Origin of the sequence: Sorangium sp. So ce362 (assembly GCF_051519845.1) — a bacterium.
In the GTDB taxonomy this organism is placed as follows: Bacteria; Myxococcota_A; Polyangia; order Polyangiales; family Polyangiaceae; genus Sorangium.
On the sequence record NZ_CP150332.1, the window covers coordinates 2688554 to 2702818 of the forward strand.

The 14265-nt window shown below is 74.0% G+C and carries 10 protein-coding genes and 1 tRNA gene; 6 read left to right on the forward strand and 5 right to left on the reverse strand.

Going from position 1 to position 14265, the window contains the following annotated elements:
- The first annotated feature begins 105 nt into the window (after nucleotides 1-105).
- Both WMF17_RS10730 and WMF17_RS10735 read left to right on the forward strand, forming a co-directional pair.
- Nucleotides 106-1596, forward strand: a complete 1491-nt coding sequence (locus tag WMF17_RS10730; protein WP_437649216.1) for a M16 family metallopeptidase — start codon at nucleotides 106-108, stop codon at nucleotides 1594-1596.
- Entirely contained in the window at nucleotides 1593-3131 is a 1539-nt protein-coding gene (locus WMF17_RS10735; RefSeq protein WP_437649218.1) for a M16 family metallopeptidase, read from the forward strand. Before WMF17_RS10730 ends, WMF17_RS10735 begins: the two co-directional genes overlap by 4 nt.
- 58 nt (nucleotides 3132-3189) lie before the next feature.
- On the opposite strand, the gene WMF17_RS10740 is transcribed toward WMF17_RS10735, so the two are convergent.
- The 3 genes from WMF17_RS10740 to WMF17_RS10750 all read right to left on the reverse strand — a co-directional run bounded on the left by WMF17_RS10740 (nucleotide 3190) and on the right by WMF17_RS10750 (nucleotide 9177).
- Nucleotides 3190-3813: a hypothetical protein gene (locus WMF17_RS10740; RefSeq protein WP_437649220.1), complete on the reverse strand. Its 624-nt coding sequence runs from the start codon at nucleotides 3811-3813 to the stop codon at nucleotides 3190-3192.
- A gap of 45 nt (nucleotides 3814-3858) precedes the next feature.
- Nucleotides 3859-5400: a DUF6600 domain-containing protein gene (locus WMF17_RS10745; protein ID WP_437649222.1), complete on the reverse strand. Its 1542-nt coding sequence runs from the start codon at nucleotides 5398-5400 to the stop codon at nucleotides 3859-3861.
- Between the two features lie 201 nt (nucleotides 5401-5601).
- Entirely contained in the window at nucleotides 5602-9177 is a 3576-nt protein-coding gene (locus WMF17_RS10750; RefSeq protein ID WP_437601899.1) for a HEAT repeat domain-containing protein, read from the reverse strand.
- A 342-nt stretch (nucleotides 9178-9519) separates the two neighbouring features.
- On the opposite strand from WMF17_RS10750, the gene WMF17_RS10755 reads away from it, so the two are divergent.
- Nucleotides 9520-10674 (forward strand): hypothetical protein, encoded by a 1155-nt coding sequence (locus WMF17_RS10755; protein WP_437649224.1) that lies wholly within the window; start codon nucleotides 9520-9522, stop codon nucleotides 10672-10674.
- Complete coding sequence (locus tag WMF17_RS10760; protein ID WP_437601901.1) at nucleotides 10671-11459, forward strand: MXAN_2562 family outer membrane beta-barrel protein; 789 nt, start codon at nucleotides 10671-10673, stop codon at nucleotides 11457-11459. Before WMF17_RS10755 ends, WMF17_RS10760 begins: the two co-directional genes overlap by 4 nt.
- 63 nt (nucleotides 11460-11522) lie before the next feature.
- On the opposite strand, the gene WMF17_RS10765 is transcribed toward WMF17_RS10760, so the two are convergent.
- Entirely contained in the window at nucleotides 11523-12092 is a 570-nt protein-coding gene (locus tag WMF17_RS10765) for a serine protease (protein ID WP_437649225.1), read from the reverse strand.
- Between the two features lie 165 nt (nucleotides 12093-12257).
- Nucleotides 12258-12331 (reverse strand) — tRNA-Pro (locus tag WMF17_RS10770).
- Between the two features lie 164 nt (nucleotides 12332-12495).
- Between WMF17_RS10770 and WMF17_RS10775 the strand changes: the two genes are divergently transcribed.
- Both WMF17_RS10775 and WMF17_RS10780 read left to right on the forward strand, forming a co-directional pair.
- Nucleotides 12496-12915: a VOC family protein gene (locus tag WMF17_RS10775; RefSeq protein WP_437649227.1), complete on the forward strand. Its 420-nt coding sequence runs from the start codon at nucleotides 12496-12498 to the stop codon at nucleotides 12913-12915.
- Nucleotides 12916-13141: 226 nt separating this feature from the next.
- The gene (locus WMF17_RS10780) at nucleotides 13142-14116 is read left to right on the forward strand and encodes a hypothetical protein (protein ID WP_437649229.1); all 975 of its coding nucleotides are present in this window, start codon (nucleotides 13142-13144) and stop codon (nucleotides 14114-14116) included.
- The last annotated feature ends 149 nt before the right edge of the window (nucleotides 14117-14265 follow it).

Genomic DNA, 14265 nt, shown 5'->3' on the forward strand with positions numbered 1-14265 from the left:
TCGTTGTCCGTGACAACTTGACAATGGCACCCTTGCCGGGCGCGCCTCGCCGTCCTGGCTCCCGCCCGCTTGCATCCCGGGCCCAGTCGGCTCAACCCTCGCCCCATGCAGAACCGCGCGCGACACCTGCCGCTCCCGCGCTCCGCCCGGCCGCTCCTGGCAGCCGCGGCCGCGGCCCTCTCCCTCTCCGGCCCGAAGACCGCACCGGCAGCGCCTCCCGAGGCCACGCCCTCGCCCCCGAAGGCCGCGCCGGCCGCAGCCCCGAAGGCCGCGCCGGAAACGCCCCCCGCCGCCTCTCCGCCGCCCAAGCTCGACGTCCCCTTCACCAAGTACGCCCTCAAGAACGGCCTCACCGTGATCCTGCACGAGGACCACGCGCTGCCGATGGTCGCCCTCAACCTCATGGTCAAGGTCGGCTCGCGCTTCGAGGAGCCGGGGCGCACCGGCTTCGCGCACCTGTTCGAGCACCTCATGTTCATGGGCACGCGCCGCGTCCCCACGAAGCAGTTCGACGCCTGGATGGAGGCGGAAGGCGGCTCGAACAACGCGTGGACCAGCGAGGACCGGACCGCTTACCACGAGGTGGCGCCGGCCCACGCGCTGCCCCTCCTGCTCTGGCTCGAAGCCGACAGGTTCGCGTCCCTCGCGGACAGCATGGACGCCCCCAAGCTCAACGCGCAGCGCGACGTCGTGAGGAACGAGCGCCGTCAGACCAGCGAGAACGAGCCCTACGGCAAGGTCGGGCTCCTCCTGCCCTCGCTGATGTACCCGAAAGGACACCCCTACCACCACCCGGTGATCGGCTCGCACGAGGACCTCCAGGCCGCGACGGTCGACGACGTGACGGCGTTCTTCCGGCGATGGTACGTGCCGAACAACGTCTCCCTGGTCGTCGCCGGCGACTTCGATCCGCAGAAGGCGCGCGACACCATCGAGCGGTACTTCGGCGGCATCCCGGGGCAGCCGGTCCCCGCGACGACCGCGCCGCCGCCCGTGAAGCTGAGCGGCGTCGTGCGGCAGACGATCGAGGACAACGTGAACCTCCCCAAGGTGGTCATGTCCTGGCACAGCCCCGCGCGCTTCGCGCCCGGCGACGCCGAGCTCGACCTCCTCGCCACGGCGCTCGAGCAGGGCAAGGCGAGCCGCCTCTACAAGGCCCTCGTCTACGACAAGGCGCTCGCCCAGGAGGTGAGCGCCCTGCAGAGCTCCGGCGATCTCGGCTCGACGTTCACCGTCGAGGCGATCGCGCGGCCGGGCGTGCCGCTCGACAAGCTCGAGGCCGCCATCGACGCCGAGCTCGCCCGGGTACGCGACGAAAGGCTGAGCCGCGAGGAGCTCGACCGCGCCAGGAACCAGTACGAGACCGCCTTCGTGACGGCGCTCGAGTCGGTCGCCGGCCGGGCCTCGATGCTCAACCGGTACGAGACGTGGACGGGCCAGCCCGGCTTCGTGGAGCAGGACCTGAAGCGCTACCGCGACGCGACCACAGAGTCGCTGCAGGCGGTCGCGAAGAGCACGCTCGACCCGGACGCGCGGGTGATCCTGCGGGTCGTGCCGAAGGGCAGCGACGAGACGAAGAAGGCGGTGACGAAATGAGAGCGAGGAACGCAGGCGCGGTGATCGCGCTGCTCGCCGCGGCGGTCGGCTGCGAGCCGAAGGCCCCGGCGCAGTCCCCGGCCCGGGCGGAGGCGCCGCGGCCCAGCGCCCCGGCCACGGCCGCCCAGCCCGCGGACCCGATCGGGCCCAGGCCGGAGCTGCCCAGGCCGCAGCCGTTCACGCCGCCGGCGCCCGTGGTGCTCGACGGGCCGAACGGCGCGAAGGTGTGGCTGCTCGAGCGCCACACGCTGCCGATCGTGTCGGTGTCCGTCGCCGTCGCGTCGGGATCGGCGGACGATCCGAAGGGCGCGGCGGGCCTCGCCCACATCACGGCCAGCATGCTCGACGAGGGCGCAGGGCCGCGCAGCGCGGTGGAGCTCTCCAGCGCGATCAACGACCTCGGCGCGACGCTCTCGGTCGGGGCGCGCGCCGACGGGAGCGTCGCGACCCTCTCCGTGCTGAAGAAGAACTTCGGCGAGGCGTTCTCGCTCCTCGCCGACGTCGTCGCGCGCCCGCGCTTCGAGGCGAAGGAGTGGAAGCGCGTCAGCGAGCTCTGGCAGAACGACCTGAGGAAGCGCGGCGACGATCCGACGCGGGTCTCGGCGCTCGTCTCGACGGCCGCGCTCTACGGGCCAGGCACGCCGTACGGGCACCCCGTCGAGGGCCTGCTCGCGGACGCCAGGTCGATCGGGCTCCCGGCCGTCAAGGCGTTCTACAAGACGGCGTGGCGCCCCGATCGCGCGGTGATCACGGTGGTCGGCGACATCACCCGGGACGAGGTGATGCGGGCGATCTCGCGCGACCTCGGGACGTGGTCCGCCAAGGGCGCCGCGCCGGCCGCCAAGGGCGCGCAGGCCGGCACCGCGCAGGCCGCGCCGGCCTGGAAGCCGCCGCGCCTCGTGCTCGTCGACCGCCCGGGGGCGCCGCAGTCGGTGATCGGGGTCGTGCGGGAGGGGGTCGCCGCGAGCGATCCGCGGCGGCCGCTGCTCCAGCTGATCAACACAGCGCTCGGCGGCTCGTTCACGTCGCGCTTGAACCAGAACCTGCGCGAGGACCACGGCTGGTCCTACGGCGCCGCGTCGGCGTTCAGCGAGACGAAGCAGCAGGGCGTCTTCGTGGCCCGGGCGTCCGTTGTCACCGAGGCGACCGGACCCGCCCTGAAGGAGATGCTCGCCGAGCTTGCCAGGATGGCAGACTCCGGGCTGACCCGGGACGAGCTGGCGAAGGTGCAGGCGCACGACCGCGCGGATCTCGTGTCCGCCTACGAGACGGCGAACCGCACCGCCCAGCGCCTCGGGGCGCTGGCGCGGCTCCAGCTGCCCGAGACGTTCGACGGCGCCGCGAGCGAGGCGCGGCAGAAGGCGACGCTCGCCGGCCTCGCGGAGCTGGCGAGGGCGGTGGATCCGAAGGCGGCGACCCTCGTGGTCGTGGGCCCGCGGCAGGAGATCCTGCCGCAGCTCCAGGCGATCGGCCTCGGCGAGCCGGAGGCGTGGGACGTCGAGGGGCAGCCGATCCAGCCGAAGAAGGCGCCCTGAGCGGCGCCGCGCTCCTCCCGCCGCGCGGGCAGCGGGAGGAGCGGCCGCCGCCGCGCCCTCAGGGCGAGGTCGGCTCGAAGTCGAGCGGGTTGCTCGGCGCGCCCTCGTGCAGGATGCCGTCGCCGAACCAGTAGACATAACGAGGCTCCTGGACGCCGTCGAGGTAGGCCTCCAGCCGGACGATGGCGCCCTCGGTCGTGGTGAACGTCATCGCGTCGATGTCCGAGCCGGTTTCGGCGTGGAGGTACGCGATGCCCTCGTCGACGAGGCGCGTCGCGTCCGTCTTCTCGAGGTCGGTCCCCACGATGTCGAACAGCTCGGACGACGTGTCCACCGAGGCGTAGAGGTCGAAGCTGCAGACGACCTTGGAGCTGTTTGTGTCGCAGGTCGTCCAGAGCTTCCACGTCCCGCCGGCCGCGTATTCGACGAAGATGCCGACCCCCTCGCCCGGCTCGCTGCTCAGGACGGCGTCCGTGTCGATGGCCACGAGCCTCGGCTCGTCCGTGGGCGGCGGAGGGGCGTTGTCGTCCTCGTCGTCCCGGTCGTCGTGCTGGTGGTGGTCGTCGTGGCGGCCGTCCTCGTCGACGACGATGCAGCCGGTCGACGCGAGGGGCGTGGCGGCGAGAAGGAACGACCACAGCCCCAGTGAACGATGCTTCACGAAGTCAGCGAAAAACGTCATCGGATCTGCTCCTGCCCGTGGACATCGCAAGACGTGGACCAAGCGCTACCTCGACCGCGGGCGAGACGGCGCCGGCGCCGCCCTGCCCGGGGCCGGGCCCGACGGGACGTGGATCCTGGGGCGCGGGGACGACGGCGCGCTCGGGACGGCGCGCGGCTTAACGGCCGGCGCGCTCTGCTGCGGCGCCGGAACCACCTGCGGCCGCTGCGCCGGCGCCGACCGGTGCGGGACGGCGCGCGGCGCGGGCGGCGCGGTGTGGACGCGCGGCGCGGGCGGCGCGGTGTGAACGCGCGGCGCGGGGACCCCCCGCGGCGCCGGGGCGGGGGCAGGCGACGGGGGCGCGACGGTCGCCCGCGACCCGCGGTGCGGCGCGCTCGCGCCGGCACGGGGCAGGGCGGCTCCGTCGGAGAAGCCCCGCGGCCGAAAGCGGGGCCTGGCGACGGGGGCCGGAGCGTCGCCGTCGTGCGCCCTCGGGGTGCGCAGCGAGGGCGCCGCGCGCCGGTCGCCGACCGGCGAAGAGGGCGCCAGGAGGGGGCGGCGCGACGGCGGGGGCGCGAGGCGCGCGCTCGGCGCCGCGCTCTTGCGCGCATAGGCGAGGGCGCGAGGATCCGCCTTGCCGCGGTGCCTCGGCGCGGACGACGAGGGAACGCCGGCCTCGGCGAGCGAGGGCGACGCGGGGCGATAGCTGCCAGGGCGGATCCCCTGGGACGGGCTCGAGCGCCCCGCGCCCCGCCTGTCGTCCGGGCGGACGCCGTCGCGCCCGCTCCGGCTCACGGTCGGCCGCGCCGGCCTGTAGGTGTGCGAGTGCGCGGCGATGCGCCGGACGATCTCGCGATCGCGGACGACGTGCCGGTGGACGTGGTGGTGGAACACGTGCGTCGTCGGGCAGAAGACGTACGCCGCCGGGGGCACGGTCCACAGCGACACAGCGACGCCGCTGCTCCAGGTGTACGTGGGCGGCATCGGAGCCCAGCCGACGTAGCCGTAGTCGCCGACGCGCCAGACCACCCACGCCGGGGCGTAGACGCGCCCCGGGATCCACGACCAGCCGTGGGCGGAGATCCAGACCCAGCGGCCGTAGTGGAAGGGGATGTGACCCCACGCGTAGTCGCTGACCCACATCCACTCGCCGTCGTCGGTCAGCTCCCAGCGACCCGCGGTCTGGTAGGGCGCGAAATCCGGGCCGACCACGACCGCGGAAGGCACCCAGACCCTGCCGTAGCTCGGGTCGTCGAGCCAGGTGCCGTACGGGGCGAGCGGCTCCTGGAACTCGGCAAGGACGCTCGGATCGGTGTCATCGTACGCGTCCACCGCGATCTCTGCGCTCACGCCGACCTCGGCCTGGACCGGCTGGGTCTCGACGGGCTGTGAAGCCGCGGTCTCACCGGCGGCGGGCTCGTCGGTCGTGTAGCCCTGCGGCAGGCCCTGGGCGGCGGCGCTCGACGGCGCGGCGATGAGCGCCACGATCAGCGTGGCGAGCAGCGGCAGCGCGCCTCCGAGCCGGCGGAGCCGGGCCCTGAAGATGCCCGACGCCGCAGGCGCAGGGCGCGTAGGGGGAGCGGACGGGGGGAGAGGCATCGGGTGCATGATGGGTCCTTCTCGAAGGGGATGCCAGGCAGAGGTCGGGCTGGCCTCGGGCGTCCTCGGACCTCTTCAGACGTCCTCGCGCGCCGGAACAGTCACTGCGCCGTGCAAGCCTCGTTCCGGAGCTCGGCGCCGGCGCTCGTTCCACGCGGCGCGGCGCTCGTTCCACGCGGCGCGGCGCGGCGCGCCATCGCCTCCGCTGCCTCACTCGAGATCGCTGTCGTCGAGCGCCGGCGCCTCCTCGCCCGAGGGCTGTGGCTCTCGCGCGGGCAGCGCCTTCGGCAGGAGCGACAGCCGCGCGTGCGCGTCGGCCAGCTTGCGGTCGGCCTCGCGCAGCCGCCGGTTCAGCACCCGGATCACGGCGTCGGCGATCTCGGCCGTCTCCCGCACCGCCTCGTGGAAATCCTCGGCGGAGACCCGGAGCAGCTCCGCGTCCTCGGTGACCACGGCCGTCGAGCCCCGCGGCTGGCTGTCGAACAGCGACATCTCGCCGAAGACGTCGTTCGCGCCGAGGCGCGCGATCTCGCGGCTGTCCAGGGTGAGGCTCACCTCGCCCGAGATGATCGAGTAAAGCGCGCCGCCCGGCTCGCCCTGGCGGAAGATGACGTCGCCCCGGACCAGCGAGACCACGAGCGAGCCGCGCGCCAGCGCCACGAGATCGTCGCCGGCCACGCGGGAGAAAAGCGGGACACGCTGGAGGAAAAGGACCTTCTCGATCGTTGTATACATCTCGTCCTGGGGCTCGATACCGGTGCCGCCGGTGACCGCCCAGTATCGTGCGTAACGGGCTACGGCGGGGTCGTCATCGGCCCGCAGCGCGACAAGGCGCTCGCGGGCGCCGGGCGGCGACGTGACGGCGATCGCGATGGCGGCGGCCTCGCGGACGAGCGGGTCGGGGTCGTGGGTCGCGGCGAGCGCGTCCCCGGCCGCGCCGGCGATGGCGTACCGGGCGACGGCGTCGAGCGCGAGCGCGGCGCTGTAGGGCTCGCCGCGCGCGAGCTCGCGGCGGACCCAGGCGACGGTGTCGGTCTCCGGCGGCATGGGCCTCAGCGGGAACGCGACCGAGAGCTCGAGCAGGCGCTCGACGAGGGAGACGAGGCGCTCGCGCAGCCGGTGGTCGAGGAGCGACTCCAGCACCTCGAAGGCGTTGGCCCGCAGCGCGGGATCGGGGCCGAAGACGTGGGTGCGCACCAGGGCGACGACCTCGCGCGGGTAGGCGAGCTCGCACAGCCGGAGCACGCGGATGAGCCCCTTCCGCAGCCGGCGGAGCAGGTGCTGATCGAGCAGCGGGCCCGCGACGCGGGGGCGCACCGCGATGTACGCCTCGCGCATGCGCACGTGCTCGATCGTCTCGTCGTCGATGCAGGCGCGGATGGTCCGGAGGGGCACCGGCGGCGCGCGCAGCGCGAGGCGCAGGCGCGAGGCCGACGCGAGCACCTTCTGGCGCAGGGCCTCGTTCGGGTGGTCGATCTGGGCGAGCAGCGCGTCGAGGGCGTCGTGGCTGGAGAGCCGCGCGAGCACCCGCGGGATCGCGAGCCGCGCGGCGCGCGGGGTGCCGTCGTCGCCGAGGCGCGCCGCGAGCTCGGGGATGGCGTCGTCGCCGAGCGCCTCGATGGCCCGGGCCGCGGCCGGCGCGAGGGCGCGCTCGGCGAGCGCGTCGGCGAGCAGGGGGAGCAGGCGCGGATCGGCGACGCTCGACGAGGACCGCACGGCCGCGCGGCGCACCGCGGGGTCGGGGTCGGCGATGAGCCGCGCGAGCGCGCGCTGGAGCGACGCGTGGCCGACCAGGCCGAGGATGCGGGCGGCGGCGAGGCGGTCGCGGGGGGAGGGGCTGTCGAGCAGGGCGCGCAGCCGCGGCGCGCCCTCGAGCATGCCGTCGAGGCCGCAGTAGCGCAGGAGCGCGGCGATCGCGGCGGCCCGGAGCTCCTCGTCGCCGGGCGCGTCCGCGGAGGCGCGCCGGGGCGCGCCGCTCTCCCGCGCGAGCGCGAGCAGCTCGTCGTGGGCGTCCTCCCGCAGCTGCGCGGCGAGGGCGTCGACGGCGGCGACGCGGACCGCGGTGTTCCTGTCGCGGATCGCCGCGCGCGCGATCTCGGCGCCCGCGTCGTGCGCGAGCTCGGCCCCGAGGCGCACCGCGAGCGCGCGCACCCTGGCCGAGCCGTGGCGCGCGAGCGCGGGCACGGCCTCGCGCACGAGGGAGGGGTCGAGCTGCCGGAGCTGGTCGACGGCGAACAGCACCTGCGTCACGGCGCGGCTGTAGAGCGCCTCCTTGAGGACCGCGCGCGTCTGGGGCCCGTAGACGACGCTGTCCGGCGCGATCTGGCGGCGCATCAAGGTGCGGCGCATGGCGTCGAAGTAGCCGCGCCGCACGAGCGGGAGGAGGGCGATGATGGCGACGCAGAGCGGCAGGGAGTAGAGGCCGAGGCGCGCGGCCTCCTCGACGAGCGCGGGGCCTGGCGCGGCGGTGGGCGTGACGGCGAGCACGACCAGCGCGCCGAGGCCGTAGCCGAGGGGCTTGGCGATCACGGAGACGAGCGTCCGCACCCGCTCCCGGAGCGCCGGCGGGAACGGGAAGAAGAGCAGCTGCATCGTCGCGTCGTAGATCGTGAGCTGGAGCGCGTTGTCGCTCAGCTTGAGGATGGAGCCGAAGGCGAGAGAGGGGCTCGCGATCAGCGCGACGGTGCTGGCGGTGAACGCGGCCGGCATGGCGAGCAGCCCGCCGAGCACGCCGTGGCGCCGGAGGACGATGGGCGTCACGCCGAGCTGCACGAGCAGGCCGAGCACGCCGATGGCGCCGTAGAGGAACCCCATGTACCGGGCGAGATCGTCGCGGTCGGGGTAGGCGGTGAGGGCGATCGCCTTGAACTGGTAGTCGCCGATCGTGAGGACGGTGAAGAGGAGGAGGGTGACGAGCGCGACGGTGAGGGCGTAGCGCGATCGCCACACGTCCATGCGGGGGAGGTGGGCCTGGATGAGCTCCTCGTCGACGGACGGGGGCCGCTCCAGGGGGTGCCGCCGCGCGAGCACCGTGGTGAGCGAGGCCATGCCGAGGAGCGCGGCGATGAGCACGAAGATCAGGTTCTCGGTGCCGATCCACGTGACGATGCCGCCGGTCGCGAAGCCGCAGACGACGGTGCCGACGACGCGCCCGCTGCCGATCAGGCCGAAGAGGCGCTTGGCGCTGCGCGGGTCGTGCAGGTCCTGGGCGACGGCCCAGACGAGGACGGCGGTGAAGTTCGCGATGATCTCGGACCAGATGTAGAAGACGAGGTAGGCGGCGCGCACCTCCTGGCCGATGAGGACGCGCAGCAGCGCGAACGTGGCCGCGCCGAACAGGGCGAAGGCGACGCACAGGCGGGCGCGCGGCAGGCGGCGGGCGATGCGGTCGTAGGCGAGCGCGGCGACCGCGGAGGCGGCGCCGTACACGATCCACATCGGCGCGATCCAGGTGACCGGGAACCTGGTGAGGAAGAGCGCGTCGCGCGCCGAGCGGCCGACCACGAAGATGAGGGCGGCGAGGAAGAGCAGGCAGAAGAGCAGCGCGGTCCGGTGCAGCTCGACGCGGGTGAGGGGGACGCCGAGGACGGCGGTGTCGGTGTCCGGCGCGGCGCCGCTCGGCTGCAGCCGGCTGGGCCGGTTCGAGGTCGGGCGCACCGACGGGGCGGACCCGGGCGCAGGCGTGCCGTCCGGGCGCGCGCTGAGCTGCCGGGTGCGCGTCATGTCCGGAGCGGCGGCGCGCTCTTTCGCGCTCGGCTTCGGGGGGGCGGTGTCGGTCGGATCCACTTGCCTCAACCTAGCCGAGGTCTCTCGACGCGCGCGTACCGCAGGGCACGCGGTGCATCCGGCGGCGCGCTGGGGCGAGCGGACCGTCGCGCTCCGGCGCCGCTGCCAACTTGTCAGGAACGGACAGCGAGGAGGGCCAGCTCGTCATTTCGCGCGTCTCCGACGTGGGCTCCGCGGGCGCTGCGGCGCGGGCGTCTGCGGGCGTCCCCGGTGCTTCCGGGAGCGCCGGAGGCGGGCTTCGGACGCGGCTCCGACGGGGGCAGAGGCGCCGGTTTCGCTGCGGCTCCGGGGCTGTGCGGGGCATTTGCGGCGTGGTACGAGCTGTGCTGAAAGGACGCGCCCATGGACACGACAAGGTATCTCGTGCGGCCCCGGCCGCGAGGGCGGCGGCACCTCCACCGGCTGTGCGCGGCGGCGCTCGCGGCGGCGGCGCTCGCCGGAGGCGCGCGCAGGGCCGATGCGGCGGTGACCATCAGCACCGACGTGGACCGCACCCTGGACAGGCGCCAGGACGCGCAGAACCCGCTGTGGATCAGCCGCGAGGACTGCCTGACGGACAACGATCTGCACTTCACGGTCACGCTGAGCGGCTTCTCGAGGGGCCAGACGCTCGCCGTCTGGGTCAGCGAGTCGCAGGACTGCACGCTCTACTCGAACCGCGACACGGGCACGCGATGCCGGCCGGTCTGGGCCGAGTCCAACCTGGATGACACGATGGAGATCACGCTGTCGGCGAGGGCGATCGCGGAGGCCCTTGGCGCCGAGGGGTGCGAGAGCACGAGGACCAGCACCGGCGCGGTGCCGGTCGCCATGTACTTCATGCGGTTCGAGTCCCTGGACCAGGACGGGCCGGATCACGCGAAGTGGGAGACCACCAAGATGGATCTCCAGGGCCCGAAGCCGCCGACGGACGTCGAGGCGCACCCCGGCGATGGTCGTCTCCTCGTCGACTTCAAGCAGAACGAGGACGAGGACGTGGAGGGCTACTATCTCTACTGCGATGGGGAGGGGCAGTCCTCTGCCGACGCGAGCGGGGCGGGGGGCGACGGCGGCGCCGGGGCGGTCGGCGGAGGGAGCGGGGGCGGAGCGGCGGGAGGCGGCAGCTCCGGATGCCAGGCGGCGGGCCTGGTCCCGGGCGAGGTCCCGGACATCGGAAAGCAATGCGGCAAGGTGGGGCGGGCCAACCGTGGCGAGGCGTTGAACCTCGATAACGGCAAGTCGTACGTCGTCGGCATCGCGGCCTATGACCTCGTGGGCAATGCCGGACCGCTGTCGGAGCTGTCCTGTGCGACGCCGATCGACGTCGACGGGTTCTTCGAGAAGTACCGGGAGGCCGGCGGGCAAGCGGGTGGGGGCTTCTGCAGCGTCGAGGGGCCGGTCGGGGCAGGTCGGTGGGGCTCGGTGCCGCTCGGCGCGGTCGTGGCCGGCGCGGCGCTCGGTTTGTGGCGCAGGAGCCGTCGGCGGCGCGCGCGTTCCAACACGCAGGAGAGCCAATGAACTGTCATCTCCGTCATCTGGCGGCTGCGTGCCTCGCCGGCAGCGCGGCGCTCCTCGTCGTCTCCGCGGCCGGCGCGCAGTCGACCCGGAGCGACTGGCGGCAGCAGGATCGGTCGAGGATCCAGCGGGAGGAGCGCTATGGCTCGCCGCAGAGCTTCGCGTTCGAGCTCCGCTTCGCCCCGTACTCTCCGGAGGTCGACGAGGAGCTCTCCGGCGCGAGCCCCTTCGAGGGGACGTTCGGCGACGGCTCGCAGTTCTATTTCGGGATGGAGCTCGACTGGCTGCCGCTGCGGATCCCGTACGTCGGCGTGATCGGCCCGGGGTTCGGCTGGGGATACACATCGGCGTCGGCGAAGGCGTTCGAGGCGGGCAGCGATACGAGGGCCGAGGCGGAGGAGACGTCGCTCACCATCATGCCGATGCACCTGTCGGCCGTTCTCCGCGCCGACGAGCTGATGCGCAAGACGGGCGTTCCGATCGTGCCCTACGCGAAGGCGGGCCTCGGCATGGGGCTCTGGTACACGTCGTCGGGCCCTGGCACGGCGGAGGTCGATGGCGTCCGGGGCGAGGGCATCAGCTGGGGCACGCACCTCGCGCTCGGCGCGATGCTCGCGCTCAACTGGATGGACCGCCGCTCGTCGTCCCAGCTCGACGTGACGACGGGCATCAACCACACCTACATTTTCGGCGAGTGGATGTACGCGAACCTCGACGGGCTCGGATCGAGCCCGCAGATGCACGTCGGCACCTCGACGTGGATCCTGGGGCTGGCCCTCGACATGTGAGGCGCCGCGCCCGGCGCCGGCGCGGGGGAGCGCGGCGCCGGGCGCCCGCTCACGGTGGCTCGCTCACGGTGCGCCGTCTTCGAGCGGGGGGGCGCCGTCGTCCTCCTCGATGACCGTCGTTCCCCGCGGCCGACTCGTTGTCGGGCGGCGCGGGGGGCTGTCGCTCTCGAAGGTCTTGACGGTCTCCGGAGAAGGCGGCCCGAAGATGGGCACGACGAGCTCGCGCGCGGTGCCCTCGCGCTCGTAGGCGATCTTGAGCTCGCTCGCGCTGGCCAGGGCGCGGTAGGCGGCGAACAGGTCGTCCGGGCGCTCCAGCGCCTTGCCGTTCACCTGGGTGACGACGTCGCCCGGCTTGAGCTCGACGGTGCTCCAGTCCGCGGGCAGCGCGAGGATCTTCCAGCCGATGAACGCGCCGGCCCGGACGACCTCCTCGACCGGGACGCGCCGCAGGATCCAGGGCGGCCCCTGCAGCAGCACCCGGTCGACGTCGGCGCGGGCGAGCTGCCCGGCGGGCGCCGCCGGCTTGGCCGGGGCCGCGCCCGTCGCTCGCGGCGCCGGTGCTGCCGCCGGAGCGGCCGCCTGCTGTCCGCCGCACCCGGCGAGGACGGACAAGGAGAGACATGCGCCGAGCATGAGCCTTCCGCGCGTCGACATCGGCGGGACTATGCGCGGGGGACTCGAGGGGGCCAAGTACGCTGCGGGCGCGGCGAGGGCGATGGGAGACGAGCGGCAGACCAGGGGAGCGGCCTGGCCGGGGCGCGTCGGGCTCGCGCGGGGGACGGAAATCGTCGGAGAGGGTCGGGGAGGCGGGATTTGAACCCGCGACAACGAGCACCCAAAGCTCGTGCACTACCGGACTGTGCGACTCCCCGGGCGGAGCGTCCGCGAGCGGGACCATAGACGAGGTGTCCTGCCCGGGCAAGACGGCTCGCTGCGGCGCTCGGGCGCTCGAGGCCGGCGCGGCGCGGGACGCGCGGCTTTCGAGCGGTTTTTCAGGTGCGGCACCGCGCGAAAGGCGCTGGAATGAGGGCGTCGCATGAGCGAGACGCTGTCGTCGCTGTCGGTCCATCACCTGGCCGTGGTCGTGCGCGATCTGGAGCGGGCCGAGGCGTTCTACGCGGGCGTCCTCGGGCTGCCGGTGGTGCGGCGCTGGACGGACGAGGCCGGGGCGCCGCGGTCGGTGTGGCTCGGGCTCGGGGGCGGCGCTTTTCTGGCCGTGGAGCGGGCAGCGGCCGCCGGGCCGACGCGCTCGGACGAGGCGCCGGGCTGGCACTGCGTCGCCCTGGGGATCGCCCCGTCCGAGCGGGAGGCGTGGCGCCGCCGGCTGACCGCGGGGGGCGTGGCCGTCGAGCGGGAGAGCGCCTACACGATGTACGCGCGCGATCCCGAGGGGAACCTTGTGGCGTTCAGCCACTACCCGCAGGTGCCACAGGTGCCGCAGGTGGGAGCGGGCTGATGGCGTGCCGTTGCGGAGCGGAGGGGGGAAGGGCGGCGCGAGGGGCCCGCCGGCTCCTGCGGAGCGGGCGGTGGGGCCTGCATGTGCAGTGCGCGTGGAGCGCCGTGATGGGAAGGTGGAAGATCGGGCGGCGAGCCAGGCTGCTGGAAGCTGCTCGAGGGCAAGCGCGTCGAAGGGGAACGATCGAGCCGGAGGTTTCAAGATGCCGCGTTCAACGTCCGATTCCGTGTCGCCTGATGCTCCTGTGTCGCTCGCGCTCCCTTTCGGGGCGATCGGGCTTGTGGGAGGCTGGCTCACGGCTGACAGGTTCCTTCTGCCGGACCGCTCGTTCCATTGCCTGCTCGCGGGCGTGACGCCGGTCGTCGCGGGGCTGCTGGGCCACTACCTGACGGGGCGGATCGGCGGCGTGGGGAGCGGCCGCGCGGTAGGGGCGAACGGCCCGGGATGGGCGAATGGCCCGGGTTGGGCGAACGGGCCGGGTTGGGCGGACGGCCCGGGACGGTGGACCCGGCGGGGGCCGATCGCGGCGAGCCTGCTCGTGCTGTGGGCCATCGTGGTGGCCGGCGTCGTGAATGGCATGACCGTCGGGCTCGTGCTGGGGCCGGCAGGGATGATCCTCGGTGCGCCGTTCGGTGCTGTGTGCTCGCTGCCGTTCGTTCCGGCGCTCGCGGTGGTGCTGCTCGCGGCGAACCGCGTCGGGAGGGCGCGAGCAGGCTCGATCGTGGCGCGGGCCGATCGGCGCGCCGTGGGGTCCGCGACGGCGGCGGTGATCGCGGTGGCCGCGCTGATGACGCCGGTGCTCTTCGAGAGGCCGGCGGCGCCCGAGGTGGGGCGCTTCGTGGCGGCGCTGGGGATCGCCGTGGTGGGGGCGCTGTTCGTGGTCGACGCGGTGGCCCTGGCGAAGGTGCTGACGCTGCCGTGGCGGCAGATGGGGGCGGGGGAGGCGGGAGACGGAGGGGTGGACGAGGTCGAGGCGGCGGCGATGATGGAGGAGCGGGGGGAGACGATCGACCTCGGCCTCGGGGACGAGGTGCAGGTCGAGGTGGTGCGGCCGACCCACGCCTACCGGGGGGCGCCGCAGATCGCCCGGGTGGTGCGGGGGAGCCGAGAGCGCGCCGCGGGGGCGCTGCGGGCAGGGCTGGCGCGGGGTGGGATAGCGCTGGCGATCGGGGCGGGGCTCTGGGGTGGGCCGTGGACGTGATCGAGGAGCGGGGAGGGCGGCGGAGGGGGGGATGGTGGGGCGGCGGGGTGGGAGAGTGGAGCTGGGGCAGCGGAGGCGGGAGAGCGGGCTGAACGAGACGTGGCCGGGGATCGGGCTTGATGCGTGAGGCGAGGTGTGCGAGGGTCCCG

Coding starts and splice junctions, on each gene's coding strand:
- WMF17_RS10730 (WP_437649216.1), top strand. CDS start 106: ATGCAGAACCGCGCGCGACACCTGCCGCTCCCGCGCTCCGCCCGGCCG.
- WMF17_RS10735 (WP_437649218.1), top strand. CDS start 1,593: ATGAGAGCGAGGAACGCAGGCGCGGTGATCGCGCTGCTCGCCGCGGCG.
- WMF17_RS10740 (WP_437649220.1), bottom strand. CDS start 3,813: ATGACGTTTTTCGCTGACTTCGTGAAGCATCGTTCACTGGGGCTGTGG.
- WMF17_RS10745 (WP_437649222.1), bottom strand. CDS start 5,400: ATGCACCCGATGCCTCTCCCCCCGTCCGCTCCCCCTACGCGCCCTGCG.
- WMF17_RS10755 (WP_437649224.1), top strand. CDS start 9,520: ATGGACACGACAAGGTATCTCGTGCGGCCCCGGCCGCGAGGGCGGCGG.
- WMF17_RS10760 (WP_437601901.1), top strand. CDS start 10,671: ATGAACTGTCATCTCCGTCATCTGGCGGCTGCGTGCCTCGCCGGCAGC.
- WMF17_RS10765 (WP_437649225.1), bottom strand. CDS start 12,092: ATGCTCGGCGCATGTCTCTCCTTGTCCGTCCTCGCCGGGTGCGGCGGA.
- WMF17_RS10775 (WP_437649227.1), top strand. CDS start 12,496: ATGAGCGAGACGCTGTCGTCGCTGTCGGTCCATCACCTGGCCGTGGTC.